The sequence below is a fragment of the Mycoplasma collis ATCC 35278 genome (assembly GCF_000701825.1).
GTDB classification, from domain to species: Bacteria; Bacillota_I; Bacilli_A; order Mycoplasmatales; family Metamycoplasmataceae; genus Mesomycoplasma_A; species Mesomycoplasma_A collis.
Genome location: NZ_JNJY01000006.1, coordinates 35,704 through 56,128, shown reverse-complemented (window position 1 = coordinate 56,128; position 20,425 = coordinate 35,704). Strand labels below are relative to the sequence as shown.

Here is a 20,425-nt window from a genome sequence, read left to right as displayed (position 1 = left end):
TAATTAGCGTAATTTGCTAAATAACCATATTCATGATGCGAATTTCTTTTAACTTCTCTACTAACTGTTGAAACATTAACACCTAAAATTTTTGCAATATGTCTTAATGATTTATTTTTTTGAAGCATCTGTTCAATTATTAATCTTTTATTTTTATCTAAATGATAATATTTTTTAGTATAATTATAAACTGTATAATTATTATTCATAGTTCTCCTTTTTTTAAATGGGGGGGGAGCTTTTTTTATATAAAAAAAGTGCCCCCCCATTTAAAATTTTATTACTTTTTTAAAAATTTTAAATGTGTTGCACTTAGAAATAGAATTTGGGAAAAAGCACATTAAATGTGCTTTTTTTTATTTTAAATTACTAGTAGAACTTTTTCATAAATTATAGTAATATTTTTTTAATTTTAATAACTCATCATGATTTCCATGTTCAATTATAGTTCCATTGTTTAACACCAAAATTAAATCAGCATTTTTAATTGTAGAAAGACGATGGGCGATTACAAAACTTGTTCGATTAGTCATTAAATTATCCATAGCTTGTTGAACAAGTGCTTCAGTTTTGGTATCAATGCTTGAAGTTGCTTCGTCTAAAATAACAACTGAACTATCTTTATAAGATGCTCTGGCAATGGAAAATAACTGTTTCTGTCCTTGTGATAAGTCATTTGCGGAATTTTCTAAAAAAGTTTCGTATTTTTCACTTTGACTTTCGATAAAATAATTTAGATTTGCAATTTTAGCGCTTTCTATCAATTTATCTTCATCAACAACTTTCGATCCATAACTAATATTATTTTTAATTGTATCTGAAAATAAATTACTTTCTTGTAAAACAATTGTTAATGATCTACGTAATGATTTTTTATCAATTAATTTAATATTAATTCCATCATATAATATTTCACCTTTTTGAATATCATAAAAGCGATTTATCAAATTAGTAAATGTTGTCTTTCCCGCTCCAGTTGGACCTACAAGGGCAATTTTTTGACCAGGTAAAATATGAATATTTATATTTTTTAAAATCATATTATCAGGACTATAACCAAATCAAACATTATTAAAAATTATTTCTCCCTTTACAGGTTTAAAACAAAATTCATTATTTTTGGTAGGTATTTTTCATGCTAGAATTGCATTGTCATTTAAAGTTGCAAAATCTTCAAGCTCATAAATTTTATTATTTTTAATTATAACTTTTGCAAGGGAAATTTTACCTTCATATTCTTCAGGATTTGTTTCTAAAATCTCATAAACTCTTTTCGAACCTGCAATTGACATAATAATTGTATTTGCTTGTTGACTTAATTGCACTATTGGAAAAGAAAAAGTTCTTGATATTTGAACAAAGGAAACAAAGCTACCAATAGATAAACCAAAAAACTTTTGAAGTTTTGAGTTTGTTAAAATTATTGCGCCTATGATTGTAATAACAGAAAAAATAACTATTCCAACATTTCAAATTAACGGAAAAAGAATATTAGTTCCTTGATTAGCTTTTTTTTCTGATTGATAAAATTCTTCATTAATTGAATTAAATTTTTCAAAAGCTTTATCTTCATAATTAAAAACTTTAACAACACTTAAACCATTAAAAATCTCTTCGCTAAAACCATTAATTTTTCCGTTTAATTTTTGACGAGCAATAAAATTTTTTGTTGTTTTTTTACTAAATGCTTTAGCTATATGAATCAAACCAGCTAATAAAACTACGTTTATAATAGTTAAAAATCAATTTAATCAAATCATTAATACAAATAAAGTAATAATTGATAAAATTGTATTGACAAATTGTGGGATAGAAGATAAGATAAATTGTCTTAATACATCAATATCGCTTGTATATCTTGTTAAAAGATCGCCAGTTTTATTTGTATCATAAAAACTAATTGATAGTTTTTGACCATGTTCATATAATTTAATTCTTATTCTTTTTATAACGTTAAAAGCTATTTTTATAATAATTCACTGATAAAGTCAAACAGATAAAATATTGAGCGAAAAAATTAAGATCCCCAATGAAATAGTTAAATAAAATTTTGTATAATCAAAGTTATCAATGCTAACTAAATTATTAGTTTGGGGGTTGATTAAAACTCCATCTATTAAAAATTTACCAATAAATAATTGATTAAATATATTGCCTAAACTAGAGATAAAAATAAAGAAAATAACAAGTCAAAAACCTAATTTATTATAATTTCAAATTAATTTAAAAGTTTTTTTTAAAATAGTTTTAGATTCTTTAAAACTTAGTTTATTAATATTATTAAAATTTTTTGTTCTAAATTTATTCACTTATTCCTCCTAAATTAATTTGTGTATTATAAAGCTCTTGATAAAATTCGTTATTTTTTAATAAATAATCATGATTACCTTTAGCAATAATTTTACCTTGATCAATAATAAAGATTTCATCTGCATTTATTATTGAAGAAATTTTTTGAGAAATAATAATTTTGGTGCAGTCTTTGATTTCATTTTTTAAACTATTTTGAATCATTGATTCTGTTTTCGCATCAATAGCACTAGTTGCATCATCTAAAATTAAAATTTTAGGTTTAGATATTAGAGCTCTTGCAATTGTTATTCTTTGTTTTTGACCACCAGATAAATTAGAACCGTTTTTATCAATTATAAAATCTAATTTTTCTTTTTTGTTTTCAACAAAATTATAGATATTAGCAATTTTTAAAGCTTTTATTATCTCTTCATCACTTGCATTTAAATTACCTACCTGAATATTTTCTCTTACAGTACCATTAAATAAAATATTTTTTTGTAATACAACTGATATTTGTTTACGTAATGAATTTAAATCATAATTTTTAATATTAATATTATCAATTAAAATATTTCCATTATTTACATCATATAATCTTGCAATCAAAGAAATTAATGTGCTTTTACCACTTGCGGTTGGACCGATAATTCCAATAGTTTGATTTTCTATAATTTTTAAATTTATGTTTTTTAAATTATTTGATGAATTAGCATTATATTTAAAACTAACATCTTGAAATTCTATTTTTGGTTTTTCAATTAATTTAATTCCTTCAGGATTTAAATCCATTGCTGGTTTTTCAATTAAAATTTCTTTAATTCTTTTATAACTAGGAATAGCCATTATTATCATATTTATAACTGACATTATCATAATTACAGAACCTGAAACTTGAAAAATATAGCTTGTAAATGAAAATAAAGTTCCCAATTGTAAATTATTATTTAAAACTAATAATGAACCATAAGATCCTAAAAATAAAACGGCGATAAAGATTATTAAGAAAAATAATGGACCAGTTAATGAAATTATTCTTTCTACAATAATATTAATTTTTGTTAAATCGTTAATTTTAGTTTTAACTTTTTCCATTTCTTGATCTTCATTAACAAAAGATTTAATTGTTTTAATTCCTTCAAGGTTTTCTTTAATTTTAAAATTAAAATCATCATATTTTTTCAACATTTTTTTAAAAAGTGGGATACTAAAAAAAGTGGTAAGTGAAAAAATTAAAATAACAAAAGGAATCATCACAACAAACATAAGTGATAATTTTGGACTTAATATTATTGAAGTTGATAATGAAAGTAATAACATTAATGGACCACGAACAATAATTCTTAAACTTTGATTAAAAGCATTTACGATATTTACACTATCATTAGTCATTCTATTTAATAAAGTTGCTATCGAAAATTTATTAATATTTTCAATAGATAAATTATTAACTTTGTAAAATATAACTTGCCTAAAATTTTTTCCCATTCCAGCTGATGCCTTGGCTGATGTTATACCAGAAAAAACACCAAAAAATAAGCCTATCAAGGACATTAAAATAATAATAATTCCCCACTGAAGAACTTTATAAATATCAGTTTTAAAACCAATTTGCTTATTATTTTCTACTGGTACTTGAATTCCTTCATTAATCATATAACTTACAAATAAAGGAATAACAACATTTACAGCAGTTTCAAATAAAACCATAATTAACGTTACTAGTATCAATTTACGATAACCATAGCTTAATTTTCAAAGCATTTTTTTATTAAATGAATTTAAATAAAACATTATTTATTCCTTTCTATTTATTAAAAAAGTTAAATAAAAATTATATAACTAAATTAATTTTAATGAATTTTTTTTGGTAAAAAAATACTTTTTTTTTTTTTTTTGAATAAAAAATAAACATTTTACTTTTTATTATTTTAAATTTATTTTTTTATAAAAAAATTTAAAAAAACATAAAGGAGAAATAGTTTTTTTAAAACTATTAAATCAATGAAAAAAATTTGAAAAAAAATGTTCTTATTTTTAACAAGCTCAATTATATTTGTTCCGAGTGTATTTGTTTCTTGCCAAAATAAAAAACAAGTAGTAAATAATAATCAAAAATATTTATATAATGAATTAAATGATTATTATAAATTAGCTGATGGCAAAAAAGGTCAAGAATTGTATGAAATTTTAAATGAAATACAAAAAAAATCATTTAAAGTTAAAACAAAATATAGTAATTTGAAAAAATTTTATGATGATTCTAACGCTTTTAAAGATTTATACTATGAAAATGATAAAAGCATATTAGATGTTTATTCAGAAAATCCTAATGGAAAAGATGAATATTTTTATCAACAATATAATGCAAATTCAAAAGAACATGCTGAAAATGAAGGCGCTGGATTAAATAGAGAACATTTAATTCCTCAATCATGATTTGATAAAAAAGAACCAATTAGATCTGATGCTCAATTTGTTTGACCAAGTGATATTTATGTTAATAGTGTAAGAGAGAATTTTCCCCATGATAAAGTTTTAAAGCTTGAGAAAAAAACAAAAAATGGTTCAAAAAAAGGTAAAAATAAATTTAATAAAAATGTTTTTGAACCAGTAGATGAATTTAAAGGCGATATTGCTAGAGCTTATTTATATTATGCTATTACTTGAAATAAAGATAAAAAATTCAATGTTAAAAAAGATCAAAATTTAGTTTTACAAAATATTTTTCCATATTTAAAAAAACACTATTTAGATTTATATATAAAATGAAATAATGAAGATAGTGTTGATGAATTCGATATTAAAAGAAATAATGAAATAGCTGAAAAATGACACGGAGTAAGAAATCCATTCATTGATTATCCAGATCTTGCAAAAAGTTTATTTGGAAACCCAGATGAATTAGTTCCATTTAAAAATAAAGGCGTTTTAATTGGTTTAAACAAATAAAGAGTTAGAAAGAAATAAAGTTTTATCCCAAAAAATTTTGTTTCTTTTTTTTAATATATCAAAGAAAAAATAGTTTAAAAAAAATGATTTATATAATTAGATGATGAATAATAAAAAAATAGATAAAATTACTAAATATAATAAAAATATAAAACAAATCGATAAATTATATTACACAACCACAAAATTAGGCTTATATAAACAAAAGTCAAATTTTATTCTTAAATTTTGAGCTCCTTTAGCAGAAAAAGTTTTGTTTACTATTTATGATTCAGAAAACAGAAATAAAATAGTTGATGAAATTGATTTTGTCAAAAAAAATAAAATATGAGAAGTTAAAATAAGCTTAAAATATTTAAACTATTTTTATCATATTAAAATAATTAGAAATAATAAAGAATTTTTAATTTTAGATCCTTATGCTAAAGCAATAGAAACATTTGATTGAAAAGGTAAAACAAATCTTATTCCTAAAGCTGTTATAGTTGATTGAGAAAATGAATTAAATAAAATTGAAAATATTAAATTAAATAAACAAAATAATGAAAATGTTATTATTTATGAATTACATATAAGAGATTTTACTTCATTAAGTAAAAACAATAATATTCAAAACAGAAAAGGCACATTTAATGCTGCTATTGAAAATAACATTTTTGATTATCTTAATAATTTAAATGTTAATTTTTTACAATTATTACCAATTCATTCAATATATACATTAAACGATAATAATTTAAATATCATAAATAAAAATCAAGCTAACAAATGAACAACTAATTATAATTGAGGTTATGATCCGATGAATTATTTTTCATTAAATGGTTGATATTTTAATAATCCTCATAATTATAATTCAAGATTTGTTGAATTTAAAAATTTTATTAATAAAGCTCACGAAAAAAAGATTGGAATTATAATTGATGTTGTTTTCAATCATTTAATGATAAATAAATTATTTGAAAATATAGTTCCTAATTACTATTTTAGAAACAAAGCAAAAATTTTTCCAGTTAATCAACCACCATTTAATTCACAAGCCAAAATGGTAAGAAAATTAATTTTAGATTCTTTAATTTACTTAGTTAAATATTTTGATGTTGATGGTTTTAGATTTGATTTATCAACTTTTATTGATAAGCAAACACTAAATATAATTTGTAAAAAATTAAAAAAAATTAAGCCAGATATTATTTTACATGGAGAAGCTTGACAATTTAGCGATTTAAATTATCAAGATAGTTTTACAAAAGGGATTAATTTTAATAATCATGATTTTGCATATTTTAATGATACTTTAAGAAATGCTATTAAAGGTAGTGATTCAGTTAATTTATCAACAAATGATTATGGACTTATACAAGGTAATTTAAATTATTTAAATGATTTTTTAATTTCCATTGTTGGAAATAGTAAGGCAATAAAAACAAATTTAAAATTGACTAATAAAAAAATTAGTTATGAAGTTTTTGCTAAAAATCCAAAAATGGCTCTTCAGTATAGCGCTTGTCATGATGGTTTTACTTTATGAGATAAAATAATAACAACAACTAATTTATCATTTAGAGAAAATTTAAAACTTTATAGACAAGCACTTATTATGCAATTTAGTTCTCAAGGAAAACAATTAATTTTAGCGGGAAGTGAATTTTTACAGACTAAGCCGACAGATTTTACAGGACAAGATTCTGAAATTTCATTAAAAATTATTAATAATGAAAATAGCGTTTATGATAATGAAAATTTATTTGTTAATTCAAATAGTTACAAAACTAGCGATTATACTAATGGACTAAAATGAGATTTACTAAAAAATAACATAATTGAAAATAATATTTATAATTTTTTAAAAAAGCTTTTAAATTTTTATAAAAATTCAAAATTTTTTAACTTAAATTTAAAAAATAAAAAAATTATTTTTCATAAAATAGATAAAGGATATATTTATTACGAAATTAAAGTGGAAAATTCTTCGCTTTTTATTATTCACAATTTTAATAATAAAAAAATTGAATTAAAAAATATTAAAATTAAAAAAATAATTTTTAATTCAGATTTTGATACAGAAAACCAAAATATTTTAAATTATATTCCCGCAAAAAGTAGTCTTATTTTCGAATAAAAAATTATTTATACTTTTAGTTTTAAATAAAAAAAAAGCACCCATGTGCTTTTTTATTTAATTGGATTTTCAAATTCTCCAAAACTTGAAATTAATTTATATTTTTCAGGATATAAACGATTAGCAAGTTGAATTTTAGAAGCAAATGATTTATTGTTAAATTCATTATAGTGACCAAATAAATCTAATCTTGGATTTGAAATTAATGCTGTTTGTCACAATGAAGAATACATCCCCATATGAACTCCATATAAATTACCTTCATCATCATAAATAGCAGAACCAGAACTCCCTGCTCACAATACATTGATTTTATCTCAAATTTCACCTTCAGTATTGTTTAATGCATCTTTAAAATTATGCATTCCAATATTATCGCTTATTTCAGGATTTTCATAACCTTCATTCGATGCTATTGTTAAAAGATTTCCAAATTTCATTTTTAATTGAATATTTTTTCTTTCAAAAAATCTTGAATCTTCAGTTAATTTACCTAATTCTGCATCCAAATCGTTAGGAAATGCAGAAATATATGAATCAAAAATATGATTAATTTTAAGATTTTTTAATTTTTGTGATATTTTAATTGAATCAAGATTTTTTCAATTATAAAAATGTTTTGCAATTAAAAAATTATCATCGTTTTCTTTATCAACCTTATCTTTATTAAGGATGTAATATTCAACAAGTTCAGTTATATCAATTATTCCAACTTGTAAATCTGCTCCATTTTTTGATGATTCGTATTTATCTGAGCCGTCAATTATTTTATTATCTTTAGCTAATCAAAAAACCTTTGATTTTAAATTTCATTGTTTATTTTTATTAAAAATAGCTTCACGGTCTCTAATATTTTCATGAGTTTTTGGAATAGCTAATGTTGTATTTGTTAATATTGGTACATGTCTATTAGTTCCGACATAATAACGATGATCATCTGGATTATCATTTACTTTTGCAATCATTCATAAACTTCCATCACGATTTGCAAATGCTCTTGCTTTTATTTTTTTAATAACATCATCTTCATTTGATTTATCAAATTTTAAATTAATTTCATCAAATTTATATCTTTTTTTAAAAGTTTTTAATTTTTCTTTATCACTTACAACATTTTCTATTATAGTTTTATATTCTCAATTATTTGATTTACTTACTAAAGCATCAGTATCAGGATTAATGTTTTGCTCAGTTAAATACATATAAGAGATAAAATTATTATTTTTTTCTATAAAAGTAGAAATATCTTTAGAAAAATTATGAATATGCATTTTTGTATTGATAATTCCTTTTTTAGGCGAAATTCTAAATACTATTTCTTCATTTTCAATTAATACATCCAATTTAAGTCTTTGATTAATAATATTTTCTATATCTTCTTTGCTTCTTTTTCAAATATGTTCATTACCTGCGTTAAAATCTTTAAAATGTATAGCAATATTATTTCCTCTGTTTTTATAAATTTCTTTTCAATCAGCAATTAAATGAATATAAAGATTTTCTAATTTTTTATTCGCTTTTAAATCATCTAATAAAAAGCTTACTGCATATGAATCATTAAAATATTGTCATTTGTGCAAATTTGCATAATCATATGTACCAAAAAAATTAAAATTTATAAAAGTATTTTTATATGAAGAATTATCAAATAATGATAAAGATTTTTTTATTTCATAATAATTGTTAGAATTTTGTATTAAAGTTTTTTCATTAAAATTTTCTTGCAAAATTTTTCAATCGTGATTTATTATATTTTGATCATCTTTTTTTATTTTTATTTCTTGTTTATTTAATAAAAAATTTTTATCAGATTCATTTTGTAGATCTAAATTTAATTGACTTTTAACTAAGTAATAATGATTTAATTTTTTTAAATTATTATTAGATAAAATTAATGTATCTTTTTCGCTTAAATCATCAATGACTATTTGGTTATTAGTAAAACTAACTTCGCTATTTTCATCTTTAATAATTTTAAAATTTAATTCTTTATAACTTGGCGTATTAAAAGGCGAAGATACATTAGCTGCATTATTTAATTCATTAATCAAACTTAAATCTTCTTTATAAACTAAAGTAATTTTTGTTAATTTTCATTTAAAACCTTCCGGTAAATTGTTTATTAAAATTCCATTTTTAATTTCATTAAAACTATAAACTTTTTTTAATTCTTTATTTAAAGAAAAGTTATTTTTTTCATTAAGAGATTTTGATTCATTAAAAGTTAAAATAAATCTTTTGTTTTGATAAAATATTTCATCTTTTAAATTTAATAAATTAAAAGTTAATTCATATTCATTTATTCTTTTTTCTTTTAAATTTATTTTTTTGATTTCTAAACTTTCATTATTCTTTAATTTAAATGATAAAAATTCAGGAATAATATATTTATTTAAATTGTCAGATGTTGATATTGACGTTAAAAAATATTCATTATAAAAATTATTTATTCATTCAATGTTTTTAACAATAATTTGATTATTTCTAAAAATAGCTAAATATTTTGCAATAAAATTTTTATTATTTTGTAAAGGTTTAAATTCTAAAATTAAAGTTTGATTATCTTTGAAATTTTTTATATTTTCATTAATGTTTATTACTAAATCATTTTCATTTTGACTAAATGAAAATTCATTATTAAGTAAATTAAAATTAGATATTTCACTGTCGTTTATTATATTTTCAATGTTTAATTTAGTTTTTTCCAAATTAATTTCAACATTATTTAAAATTAAATTGCTAATTTGATTTAAATCAGTAACTAAATCATTAATTTTTATAAAAATTTGGTTTTCCCATAAATAAAATTTTTTATTATATTTATTATTATTAATTTGAAAAGATAGTTCATTTTCAATATTTTTTAATTTTTTATTTTTTATTTCAAAAACTAATATTTTTTCATTTAATTTATTATTTATGTTTGTTATTTTATTGACAAAAAGTTCTAAATTATCATTGTTTTCATTATTATCTTCATCAATTTTGGGATTATTTAAATCTGAATCACTTTTTTTATTTACATTTTCATTTTCGATGCTTAAATCTTCTTTTTGTTTATTTAGATCAATATTTAAATCATCATTTTTATTTTTAATTTCAACATTATTTTCATCGTTATTTTCTGAGGGAATTGAGTTTTCATTAATTTTATTATTTTCTAAATTTGAAATTTTATTTTCATTCTTTGCATTATCTTCATTGATATTGTTTTTATTTTCTTTTAATTGCTCACTATTTTTTTGTTCATCAATTTTTGTTGATGAATCAACACTATTTTCTCTTGAATTATTTTCTTTATTTTCTTCTTCGTTTTCTTTATTAGAAAAATCAGGTTTAGACGATACTTTTTCATCTTTTTTATTTTTATTTTTATCATCCTCTTTTTTATTATCTATTTCTTCTTTTTCTTTTGTTTTTTTAGGAACTTTAATTACATTTTTTTTCGAATCATCTTTATTTAAAATAAATTCAATATTATCAAATTTTAAAATTATATTTTTATCCCTGGAAATAAATTTATCTAAATAAAAAGTTGAATTTTCTTTAATTTCATTAAAATTGAGTTCGAAAAGCAATTCATTATTTATAAAATTAATTTTAATTACTTGATTATTTAAAGAGTTTGCGCTATTTTTATAAGAAATAGTTCCTTGAATAAAGTTTTTATCATTAATTAAATTATTTTTAAAATTAAATAAAAATTTATTTTCTGTTTTCTTTATAGAATTAAGTTGACTTTTATTTAAATTAATAGTTTTTATTTCATTAGTTGTTTTATTGCAACTAACTACAAGTGAAACTATAGGTAAATTAACAATTAAAAGTGAATATAAAATTTTTTTCATTTTTTAATTACTCTTTCAAAATTATTGTAAATTATATAATATATAAAATAAATATAATTTAAAAAAATAAAAAAAAACAAATAATAAAATATTTTTTATATTTTTTTACTATTTGTTTTTTTAAAATTTAAAAAATTTATTTTTTTCTGTTTGGAGTCAATAAAAAAACCGTAATTTTTTAAAGCGATAATATTTAAAATGGCTCCTGTTGTTCAAAAGAAAAATAAAATTCAACCTCAAATATATTTAGGTGATTCAAGCGCTATTTGTCTTCTTATAGTATTTTCATTATTTGTAATAGATATTACTTTTTTTTGAGAATTTGGTTGGAAAGATAATAAAATTGAAATTAAAATAATTATTAAAGTAGCTGTAAATAAAATAATTTTTAAATTTTTATTACCGATATTTTTTAAATAAAAAAATTTATAAATTCATAAAAAAGAAAAAATAATAACGATAACTAATAAAAGCGATAATAATACATAAAAAATAATAAAAATATTTTTTTGTGAATAATTAAATGTATCTTCAATGTTTTTTAAATTGTGAAATTCTTTTTCTTTTAGTAAATATACATTAAATTCATTAAAAAATAAATAAAAAAAGATAAAAGTTAAAAAAGCTAAAATCACTGAATAAATAACTGATATTTTTTTTCAAATATAAATTTTAGAAAAAATCATTAATTAATTCTCTCTTCTGTTTCGTGATCAAAAATGTGAACTCTAGATTCGTTAAATGTAATAAAAACATGAGAATAAAGTTCAAAATCTTCATTATTCAATACAGTTGCAATAATTTCAATATTTTCACTAATTTTTACAACAATCGATAATTCTTTCCCTAAAGATTCAACATTAAAAATTGTTCCTTTAATTGAATTAACTACATTTTTTTTATTTAAAATTACATCTTCTGAACGATAACCAATAATTATTTTTTGTTTTTCATTTATTTTGTAATTATTTGATATTTTTTGTTTTCAATTAAATTCACTTAATACAAAATGAGAATTTTCATAAAAACCATTCAATAAATTCATTGTTGGCATTCCAATGAATTTGGCAACAAAAACATTTTTAGGTTTAAAATAAAGCTCTTTAGATGTTCCATTTTGCTGAATTTTACCATCATTTATAACTACTATTTGATCACCCATGGTCATCGCTTCTAATTGATCATGAGTTACATAAATTGATGTAGTATTTAGCATTCTATGAATTTGAACAATTTCACGACGCATTGATTCTCTTAATTTTGCATCTAAGTTAGATAAAGGCTCATCCATTAAAAAGATAGATGGTTTTCTAACTATCGCTCTACCAATAGCAACTCTTTGACGTTGCCCACCAGATAAATCTTTAGGTTTATTATATAAATGTTTTTCAATTTTTAAAATTTTAGCAACATCTTTAACTCTACGATCGATAACATCTTTTCTTTCTTTTGCCATTTTTAGCCCAAAACTCATGTTTTCATAGACATTCATATGAGGATAAAGCGCATATGATTGAAATACCATTGCTATATTTCTTTCAGAAGGAGTTAGATTATTAATTCTTTTGTTATTAAATAATAAATCTCCTTGTGTAATTGAATTAAGTCCGGCAATCATTCTAAGTAGTGTTGTTTTACCACAACCACTAGGTCCTAAAAAAATACAAAATTTACCTGATTCAATAGTTAAATTAATATCTTTTAATGTTCATTTATCATTATTTTCATATTTTTTAGATAAATTAACAAGCTCAATTTTTCCGCCTTGACTTTGAGATACATTATTTCCAATTTGATTTAAAAATTGTTCAAATTCTAAATCAAAATTGTCATTTTCATCATTGTGTTTTTTAATCATATTTCTATCCTTTCACAGCTCCTTCGCTTAAGCCACCTACAATATTTTTTTGTGAAACAATAAATAAAATAAATGGTGGAAGTGATGCTAAAAGCGCTCCAGCTGAATAAGCTCCTACATTTATATGTTTTGGTTCAGCATTTATAAAACTATCAAGACCAACAGCGAGTGTGGTTTGTGCTCGATCTACAATTGTAAATCTAGGTAAAATAACATCGCCAAAAGGAATTAAAAATGTTCATAAACTAATAATAGATAACATTGGTTTGGAAATTGGAAGTAAAATTTTAATAAATAATTTTCAATTTCCACAACCATCAATTTTAGCTGAATCATCTAATTCGCGGGAAATTGAATCTAAATAATTTTTAAAAACAAAAGTATTTCCTGCAATTGCTCCTCCAGAATAAATTAACACAAGCATTATTCTTGGATCGATTGATAATTCTGTACCTAGAGTTACTATAATATATAGTGAAATAAGCGATGCTGTAGCTGGAATCATTTGCAATAGCATAATAACTGATAATGAATGTTTAGAGCCTTTAAATTTAAACCTTGAATAAGCATAGCCATTTAATGCAACAAAGATTACTGTAATAATCATTGTTGCAATTGAAATTGATATTGTATTTAAATATCATTTTACATATAAACTACGAGGATTTGTAAATAAATAAGCAAAATTATCAAGACCAAATTTAAATGAATTAGGTGATACGCTAACATATCTTGGGTTAAATACGTTAAACGAACCTATAATCATTGTTATTACTGGAAAAAAAATGATTCCCACTCAAATTATTAAAATTAAATAATTGAAAAATAAATAAATCATTTCACTTAATGTTAAAGGTTTTTGATCTAAAAGATGAATTTTCACTTTGGAGTTTTTTAACTTTTCAAAATCAAATTCTTTATCATTGATAAAACTTTTATATTTAGCCATAATTAACTCCTTTTTCTAGTGTTTTTAATAAATCCATAAGCTGCAAAACCAACGGAAATTGATGAAGATAAAATAACTAATGCTGAAGCAAAAGCAGTATTTCCTTCAATTTGCACTGCACCTGTTGTAAGCTTAAATATTCATGAAATCATAATATCAGTTCCACCTTCTAAAAATACAGTTGCTTTACTATATGCAGGGCCTCCGCCTGAAAATAGTGAAATAATACTAAAATTATTAAACATAAAAATAAATTGTCCAATTAAAAGTGGTGTTAGTGAATTTAATAAAATTGGTAAAGTTATATTTAAAAAACTTTTCTTTTTATTAGCGCCATCAATTGCAGCCGCTTCATATATATCCTTAGGAATTGATTGTAAATTACCAGTTATTAAAAGGAAAATATATGAATGACCCAGTCAAGTTTGGATAACAATTATTAAAAATCTTGTAGTATGAACATTTGCAAAATAATTAATACTTTGTTTGATAATACCTAATTTTATTAAAATGTTATTTACTAATGAATCGGCATCTGCTTGGAAAATTGATTTTAGAAAAATAATTGTAACAAAAGCGGGAATAGCTCATGGAATAATATAAACTAATCTAAAAAACTTTTTAAATTTAATGTGATGATTATTAACTAAAAGAGCAAAAGCACTACCTACAATAATAACTAAAAATCCAGCGCTAAATGTTCAAATAATTGTTCAACTTATAACTCTAAATAATGAAAGTAAAAGATTATTATTTCTAAAAATATATCATTTCCCATATTGACTAAATCCTACTCAATCAACTGTTCTTCCAGGAGGCTCATGGTTAAATCCTGTATTTGAAAATGATAAAAGCAAGGAAGTAAATAATGGGGTTATAACAATAAAAGCAATTAAAAATCATCCTGGTATTGAAATCATTCAAGGGAAACCTTGATTAGAAATTCATTTTTTAGTTTCTTGTCAATTTAATGGTCGCATTCCTTGTTGTAAATATTTCCCATTTCTCCATGCCGAAATAGCTGAAGCTATTATATAAGAGAAAGTTATTGTTAATAAAATTAAGGATGCTACTCCCCCAAACATTCAATATCTTGCATCAGGAGTAATTCCTTTAGATGCATCATGAATTTTAGCCCCTAGATCCACAAGACCTTGAATTCCACCAATTTTAGTTCATGTTAATCCAAAAGAAAAAGGTAAAAAAACAGAATAAAATAATAAGCTAAAAATTATCATTATTAAACCTTTTAAATTTTGTTTAAATATTAATAATTCTGCACTTCCAGGTAATATTAAATTTAGAAAAAATGCTTTATATGAACTAAATTTATTTGCTTCAATTGGAATTGATTTTTGTGCTTCTAAAATTTGTGATTTATAAATTTTACTAGTTATTTTCTTTTTATATAAAAGTTTAGGAAAACTTGTTTTTAAAATTAAATTATTTTTATAATTTTCATTTTCTAATTTAATTTCTTTGTTTTTTTCTTGATTTTCAATTTTTAATTTTTTTAAACTTGAATTATATGCTTTTGAAGTAATTTGCTTTTGTTTTAATAAATCTTTAAGTTCATTTTTTGCTTTTAAAAATTCATTATTTGCTTCATTAATTTTAAGTTTGATATTGTTAATATCATTTTTTTTGGAATTATTATTTTGTAAATAAAGCTGATTAATAGCTTTGACATTATCATTATTAGAAATTTCAATTTCTTTTTCAAAATCTTTGACAAAAGTTTGAATTGCTTTTGCGCAGTTTTCTAAATATTCACTTTCATATGTAGTGTTTTTTAAAATCTCTGATTTTTTGAAAAAATATAAACTCTTTTGATAAAGTAACTTATTTTTTTTATGTCAATAAAGTTTTGTTAAATTGAAATTTTTATTGAAAATTTTAGTTATTATTATTTTTTTGTTTGAATTATCTTTTGTTAATAAATTAAATGCATTATTTTTTTCAAATAAAAATAAATCTAACGCTTTTTTATAATCCAAATTAGATAAAATTTTTTGTTTTAAATCGTTAAAATATAAATTTACTTTTTCTGAATTTAAATTATATAAATCATTAATCAAAACAATTTTTTTATATAAAGTTTCATATTTGCTTAATATTTTTACTTGTTTAAGTTTAAGTAAATAATCTTTTTTTAATGAAAGTAATTTTTCTTTTTCAGTCAATTTTATTTGATTAATTTTTTCTTTTTCTTGTTGATTTAAACTAATAATTTTTTCTTTGTTTTTATTTAATTTTTCATTAGCGTGTAATTTTGCTTTTTTAATTGAATTTATTTGTTCATAATGTTCTTTATTATAAGAAAATTCAATTTCTTTGATTTTTAAATCAAAATCTTTTTTGATTATTAATTTTTCATTTTTATATTTAATAGTAGATTCTGTTTTTAATTTTTCTATTTCTTTGACTTTTAGTTCTTTTTCATTTTTTAAATAGTTTAATTTATTAACTAATTTACGATAAAAAGAAATAAATTGTTCTTGTGCCTTTTTGTTTAAAAAAATATTTTTTTCAAAATCATCTAAATTTAAATCTTGAATATTAAAAATATCATAATTTATTTCAAGAATTTTATTTTTTTCATAATATTTTTTAGCTACGTTTAAAAAAGCTAATTTTTTAAATTCTTTTTGTTCGTTGGTTTTAGCTTCTATTATTAAATTATTTATAATATTTATTTTAGTATCTAAAGTATCAGAAGTATTTTTTAGCAAATTAAAATAATTTTTAACATATTTTTTAGAATCTAATAATTTATTGTTAATTTTTTTAATTTCAAAACCAATTAATCTTAATAAATTATTACTAATTTTTAATTCTTTAATAGTTTGTTTAGCGATGTTTAAATCATTACTGTAAGTGATTTTTAAATTTTTTAAAATTCTTTTCTTCTCGTTTTCTAAAGATTTTTTAGCCTCTAAAAATAATTCTTTATTTCTTTTTTTATTTTTATTAATTATTAATTTTTGTCGATCAAAAACATTTTGAATTTGTTGTTTATAATAATAAAAATCTAATTTTTTAATACTATTTTTTTTATCAAATTTATGACCGTATCAATTTCAAAGTTGAATATTTTCCATTTATTTTTTTATATAATTTTGTTTAATTGTTTTAATTGATAAATTTTAAAAATAAAATAAAATAAAGTTAAAATAATTAATGCTATTATTGAGTTAAATAAAATCAATAAACTAATTCTTCAATTATTTTCTAAAAAACTTTTATCTATTAAATTTGTTATAAATATTGCTAAAAATAAAAAAATTCAAATTATTGTAAAAAAATAACCAATTCCTTTATTTTTAGAAATAATTAAATTTATTAAATAAAAAATAATTATTAAATAATTAAAGACAAATAAAAATATTTTTATTTTTAAAAAATTTTCTATTTGATTATTATATTCATTTTCATTTAAATTATTAAATTGTTTTGTTCCGAAAACAACAATTTCAATAACTCAAAAAGATAGCAAAATTACATAAATAGAGAGCAAAATTATTTTGAAATAAAATACTTTGCTCTCTATTAAAAATTTATTATTCAAATATTAATCAGCTATAAAATCTTCAGCTTGAGAAGAATTTAACGCATTTACTTTTTCAGTGTATAATGATTGAATTTTTTCGTTAATTTTGGTTTTGAAAGCTGCCTCTGTTTTTACATTTTGTTGAAAATCTTCATACATTTTAGCGTTTCCAAAAAGTTGATTATTTCAAATATCTCATCATGCTCCACCAAATTGAGGATTTGCATTACCAATTCTTTCTTTTTGATATTGAATAATTCCATACCCATTATCATTAAATGTTTTGTTTGATGTTAATACATTGATAACTTTACTTGAAACATTACCTGAACGAAGAGTATCAACTTTTTTATTAACAGCTTCGATAGTTTCTTCTGATGCAGTTTTATCTTTTTTATTAAATTTAGAAGTGGTTCATACTTTTTTGTATTCTTTTTGTAATTTCTCTCACATGACTTGATTGTAGAAGTTAGCTAAATATAATTCAACCGCTTTTTTTATAGTTGCATCTTCAACTGTAGTTTTTGCATATTTAGTTGAAAATTCTTTTGCTTTTGCAACAAATTCTATAACTTTAGAATCAAAAGTAACGCCTTCGGAATGGAAGCTTTTAATAAAGTCTGAAATAGTTGATTCATTATCACCATTCATACCAAAAATTTTATTTTCAATTAATCTAATATGTGCATTTTGATTTGTATTTTTTTCTACATGTAATTCTTCATCAAAAGTAACTTTAACTAAACTTGGATTTACTTGTCATTCTTCATTACCGCTACCTTTTAAATCATTGATATTATCAATTTTTAAAATAGTAGCAACAAAATTTCTTAATCCTGTTTTATCTTTTAGTTTAAGATTTTTAATTTCGTTAAATAAAGCATCAGTAATTCCGAAGAATAATGATTTACTACTATCATTTATACCTAAAACATTTGCTATAGTATCTTTTTTAATATTAGAATTATCTAAAGGGGAAGTATTTTCATTAAATGATCATGAATCTTTATATAATTTTTTATCTAGAGTTTCGTTTAATTTTTTAAATAAATTATCATAAGCATTTAAAAATTCTTCATTAGTGGAATATCCAAGATCTTTAGCTAATTTAGTAATTGTTGCTAAATGAGTTTTATTTTCACTAATTATTAAAGTTTCTAATGAAGTTTGTGTATTTTTAACAAGAGGAATTTTAGAATCTTGTTTAAAGTAAGCGGCATAAGATTCTGATTTAAATATAATTTTTAAAATTTCATAAATTGCATCAAGTCTTTTTTGATTTACACCTTGATTTCTTGCATTAATAGCTCATGATCAAGAACCTGCAGCCTGTTTATAGTGGTAATTATTTTTTAATTTAGGGAAAGCAACAAATGTTTCAATTCCTTGTTTAAATGAATTACCAATATCTCATGAACCTACCATTCCATATTCCAATTTTCCACTTGAAATTAATTCTAAAACTTTATTTTGAACAACTTCCATATTGCTGCTAAGGAGTGTTTTTAAATCATCTTGTGAAATTCCTTTTTTTCCAAATGGACTATTTTTGTACTCTTCAGCGGTTTTTACATAAACAGCCTCATAAATTGGATACATTAATTCAGCTGCTATATCTAATGCTTCTTTAAATTTAACATTATTTGCATCTGAAGTTAAAAATCCTGATGATCAATTACCATCTTCTTTTTTATAAATGATTTTTTTCATTAATTCTTCATTTAATACACCACCTAAGATACCATTACCAAATCAACCATCTTGAATTCTAAAAAATGCTTTTCCTTCTTTTACCAATTCAACCATTTCATCAGTTTTTGTATCACTAAAATCTTTTTTAACTTCTTCTAATGATTTTTTAGTCATTAGAACGATACCTTCTTTGTTGTGGGCAAAGTTATAAAATTCTGGACTATTGCTTGATAATTTTTGAAACTTACCAAATTCATTTATAAATGTTTTTTCATCATCATTAGCACCAATATCATTTAAAATTTGATCTTTTACTGTTACATCTCAAGGTCTAATAGATTTAGATTGTAATAATGAAGTTATACGATCTTGAGGTGAATAAATAAGATCTGGGCTGTTACTATCATTAAATCCAACTGTTGTGACTTGATCGATTGCTCCAAAAACATCTTTTTCAACAAATTTTATTCTATAACCATCTTTATATGATTGTGTTTTTGAAAAGTTTTCTACTACACTATCTCAAAAACTTTTTTGTACACCTTCTCTTGCAACAAAAATTTCTTTACTTTCTGCATAAGGGTTTTTAGCTGCACATCCAATTGCAGTTAGCGCAGCTAATGGGCTAACTAATAAGAAAATTTTTGATATTTTTTTTATTTTTTTAAACATAATTCTCCTAAACATAAATTTAGTAAAAAACTATTTTGTTGAATTTAAGGCAAAACAAACTAATAAATAAATTTAAAAAAGAAAAAATAAATAATAAACTAACAATAATTTCTAAAATTACTCAAATTTTATAATTTTCAGTATTTGGAAAAATTTTTATTGTTCTAATGATTAAAAAAATATTACAAATAAAGTTGATTGATAATAAAGTTAATCCAACACGAAAAAAAAGATTGTTAAAAGCAAGAAAAATTTTATCTATAAATGAATTTCCAGATATAGAAATGAAAATGAAAAATAAAATCAAAATAGCTAAAAAAGAAAAAATAGCAGAATATAAAAAATATAAATGCTCTATAACATTAGGTAAATGTGTTCTTTTTTTTACTGGAGGTCCAAATAATATCTCATTAATTTTCATATTTTTTCTAATACTTGATTTGTTTATAAATTCAACAAAAATGTTCATTTTATTAATAAATTTTTAATA

Annotated in this window: 13 protein-coding genes; 3 read left to right on the top strand and 10 right to left on the bottom strand. The window is 21.1% G+C overall.

Annotation, left to right across the window (positions count from 1 at the left end; all coding sequences use genetic code 4):
• The 3 genes from T403_RS0102200 to T403_RS0102190 all read right to left on the bottom strand — a co-directional run.
• Window positions 1-209, bottom strand: a 209-nt coding sequence (locus T403_RS0102200; RefSeq protein WP_033161186.1) for a helix-turn-helix domain-containing protein, incomplete at its 3' end; no start/stop codon positions are given.
• Between the two features lie 147 nt (window positions 210-356).
• Window positions 357-2,309 carry an ABC transporter ATP-binding protein gene (locus T403_RS0102195; RefSeq protein WP_051619080.1) on the bottom strand — a complete coding sequence of 651 codons (1,953 nt, stop codon included), beginning with the start codon at window positions 2,307-2,309 and terminating at the stop codon, window positions 357-359.
• Window positions 2,302-4,086, bottom strand: coding sequence for an ABC transporter ATP-binding protein (locus T403_RS0102190; RefSeq protein WP_051619078.1), 1,785 nt, complete (start codon window positions 4,084-4,086; stop codon window positions 2,302-2,304). Before T403_RS0102190 ends, T403_RS0102195 begins: the two co-directional genes overlap by 8 nt.
• A 231-nt stretch (window positions 4,087-4,317) precedes the next feature.
• On the opposite strand from T403_RS0102190, the gene T403_RS0102185 reads away from it, so the two are divergent.
• Entirely contained in the window at window positions 4,318-5,244 is a 927-nt protein-coding gene (locus tag T403_RS0102185; RefSeq protein ID WP_169734599.1) for an endonuclease, read from the top strand.
• 103 nt (window positions 5,245-5,347) lie between these two features.
• Window positions 5,348-7,366: an alpha-amylase family glycosyl hydrolase gene (locus T403_RS0102180; RefSeq protein ID WP_156933541.1), complete on the top strand. Its 2,019-nt coding sequence runs from the start codon at window positions 5,348-5,350 to the stop codon at window positions 7,364-7,366.
• 53 nt (window positions 7,367-7,419) lie between these two features.
• Here the strand turns inward: T403_RS0102180 and T403_RS04420 are convergent, their stop codons facing one another.
• The 7 genes from T403_RS04420 to T403_RS0102145 form a co-directional block, all read right to left on the bottom strand.
• The gene (locus T403_RS04420) at window positions 7,420-11,214 is read right to left on the bottom strand and encodes an RNA polymerase beta'' subunit family protein (RefSeq protein WP_033161183.1); all 3,795 of its coding nucleotides are present in this window, start codon (window positions 11,212-11,214) and stop codon (window positions 7,420-7,422) included.
• A 95-nt stretch (window positions 11,215-11,309) separates the two neighbouring features.
• Window positions 11,310-11,900 carry a hypothetical protein gene (locus T403_RS0102170; protein ID WP_033161182.1) on the bottom strand — a complete coding sequence of 197 codons (591 nt, stop codon included), beginning with the start codon at window positions 11,898-11,900 and terminating at the stop codon, window positions 11,310-11,312.
• On the bottom strand, window positions 11,900-13,072 hold the full coding sequence (locus tag T403_RS0102165; protein ID WP_033161181.1) for an ABC transporter ATP-binding protein: 1,173 nt from the start codon (window positions 13,070-13,072) through the stop codon (window positions 11,900-11,902). The genes T403_RS0102170 and T403_RS0102165 overlap by 1 nt, the downstream gene beginning before the upstream one ends.
• Window positions 13,073-13,076: 4 nt before the next feature.
• Complete coding sequence (locus T403_RS0102160) at window positions 13,077-14,021, bottom strand: sugar ABC transporter permease (RefSeq protein ID WP_033161180.1); 945 nt, start codon at window positions 14,019-14,021, stop codon at window positions 13,077-13,079.
• Between the two features lie 2 nt (window positions 14,022-14,023).
• Window positions 14,024-17,122, bottom strand: a complete 3,099-nt coding sequence (locus T403_RS0102155) for an ABC transporter permease subunit (protein WP_033161179.1) — start codon at window positions 17,120-17,122, stop codon at window positions 14,024-14,026.
• 8 nt (window positions 17,123-17,130) lie between these two features.
• Window positions 17,131-17,589, bottom strand: coding sequence for a hypothetical protein (locus T403_RS0102150; RefSeq protein ID WP_033161178.1), 459 nt, complete (start codon window positions 17,587-17,589; stop codon window positions 17,131-17,133).
• Between the two features lie 3 nt (window positions 17,590-17,592).
• Complete coding sequence (locus T403_RS0102145; RefSeq protein WP_033161177.1) at window positions 17,593-19,935, bottom strand: hypothetical protein; 2,343 nt, start codon at window positions 19,933-19,935, stop codon at window positions 17,593-17,595.
• Window positions 19,936-20,102: 167 nt separating this feature from the next.
• On the opposite strand from T403_RS0102145, the gene T403_RS04415 reads away from it, so the two are divergent.
• The gene (locus T403_RS04415) at window positions 20,103-20,423 is read left to right on the top strand and encodes a hypothetical protein (RefSeq protein ID WP_156933540.1); all 321 of its coding nucleotides are present in this window, start codon (window positions 20,103-20,105) and stop codon (window positions 20,421-20,423) included.
• Window positions 20,424-20,425: the final 2 nt, after the last annotated feature.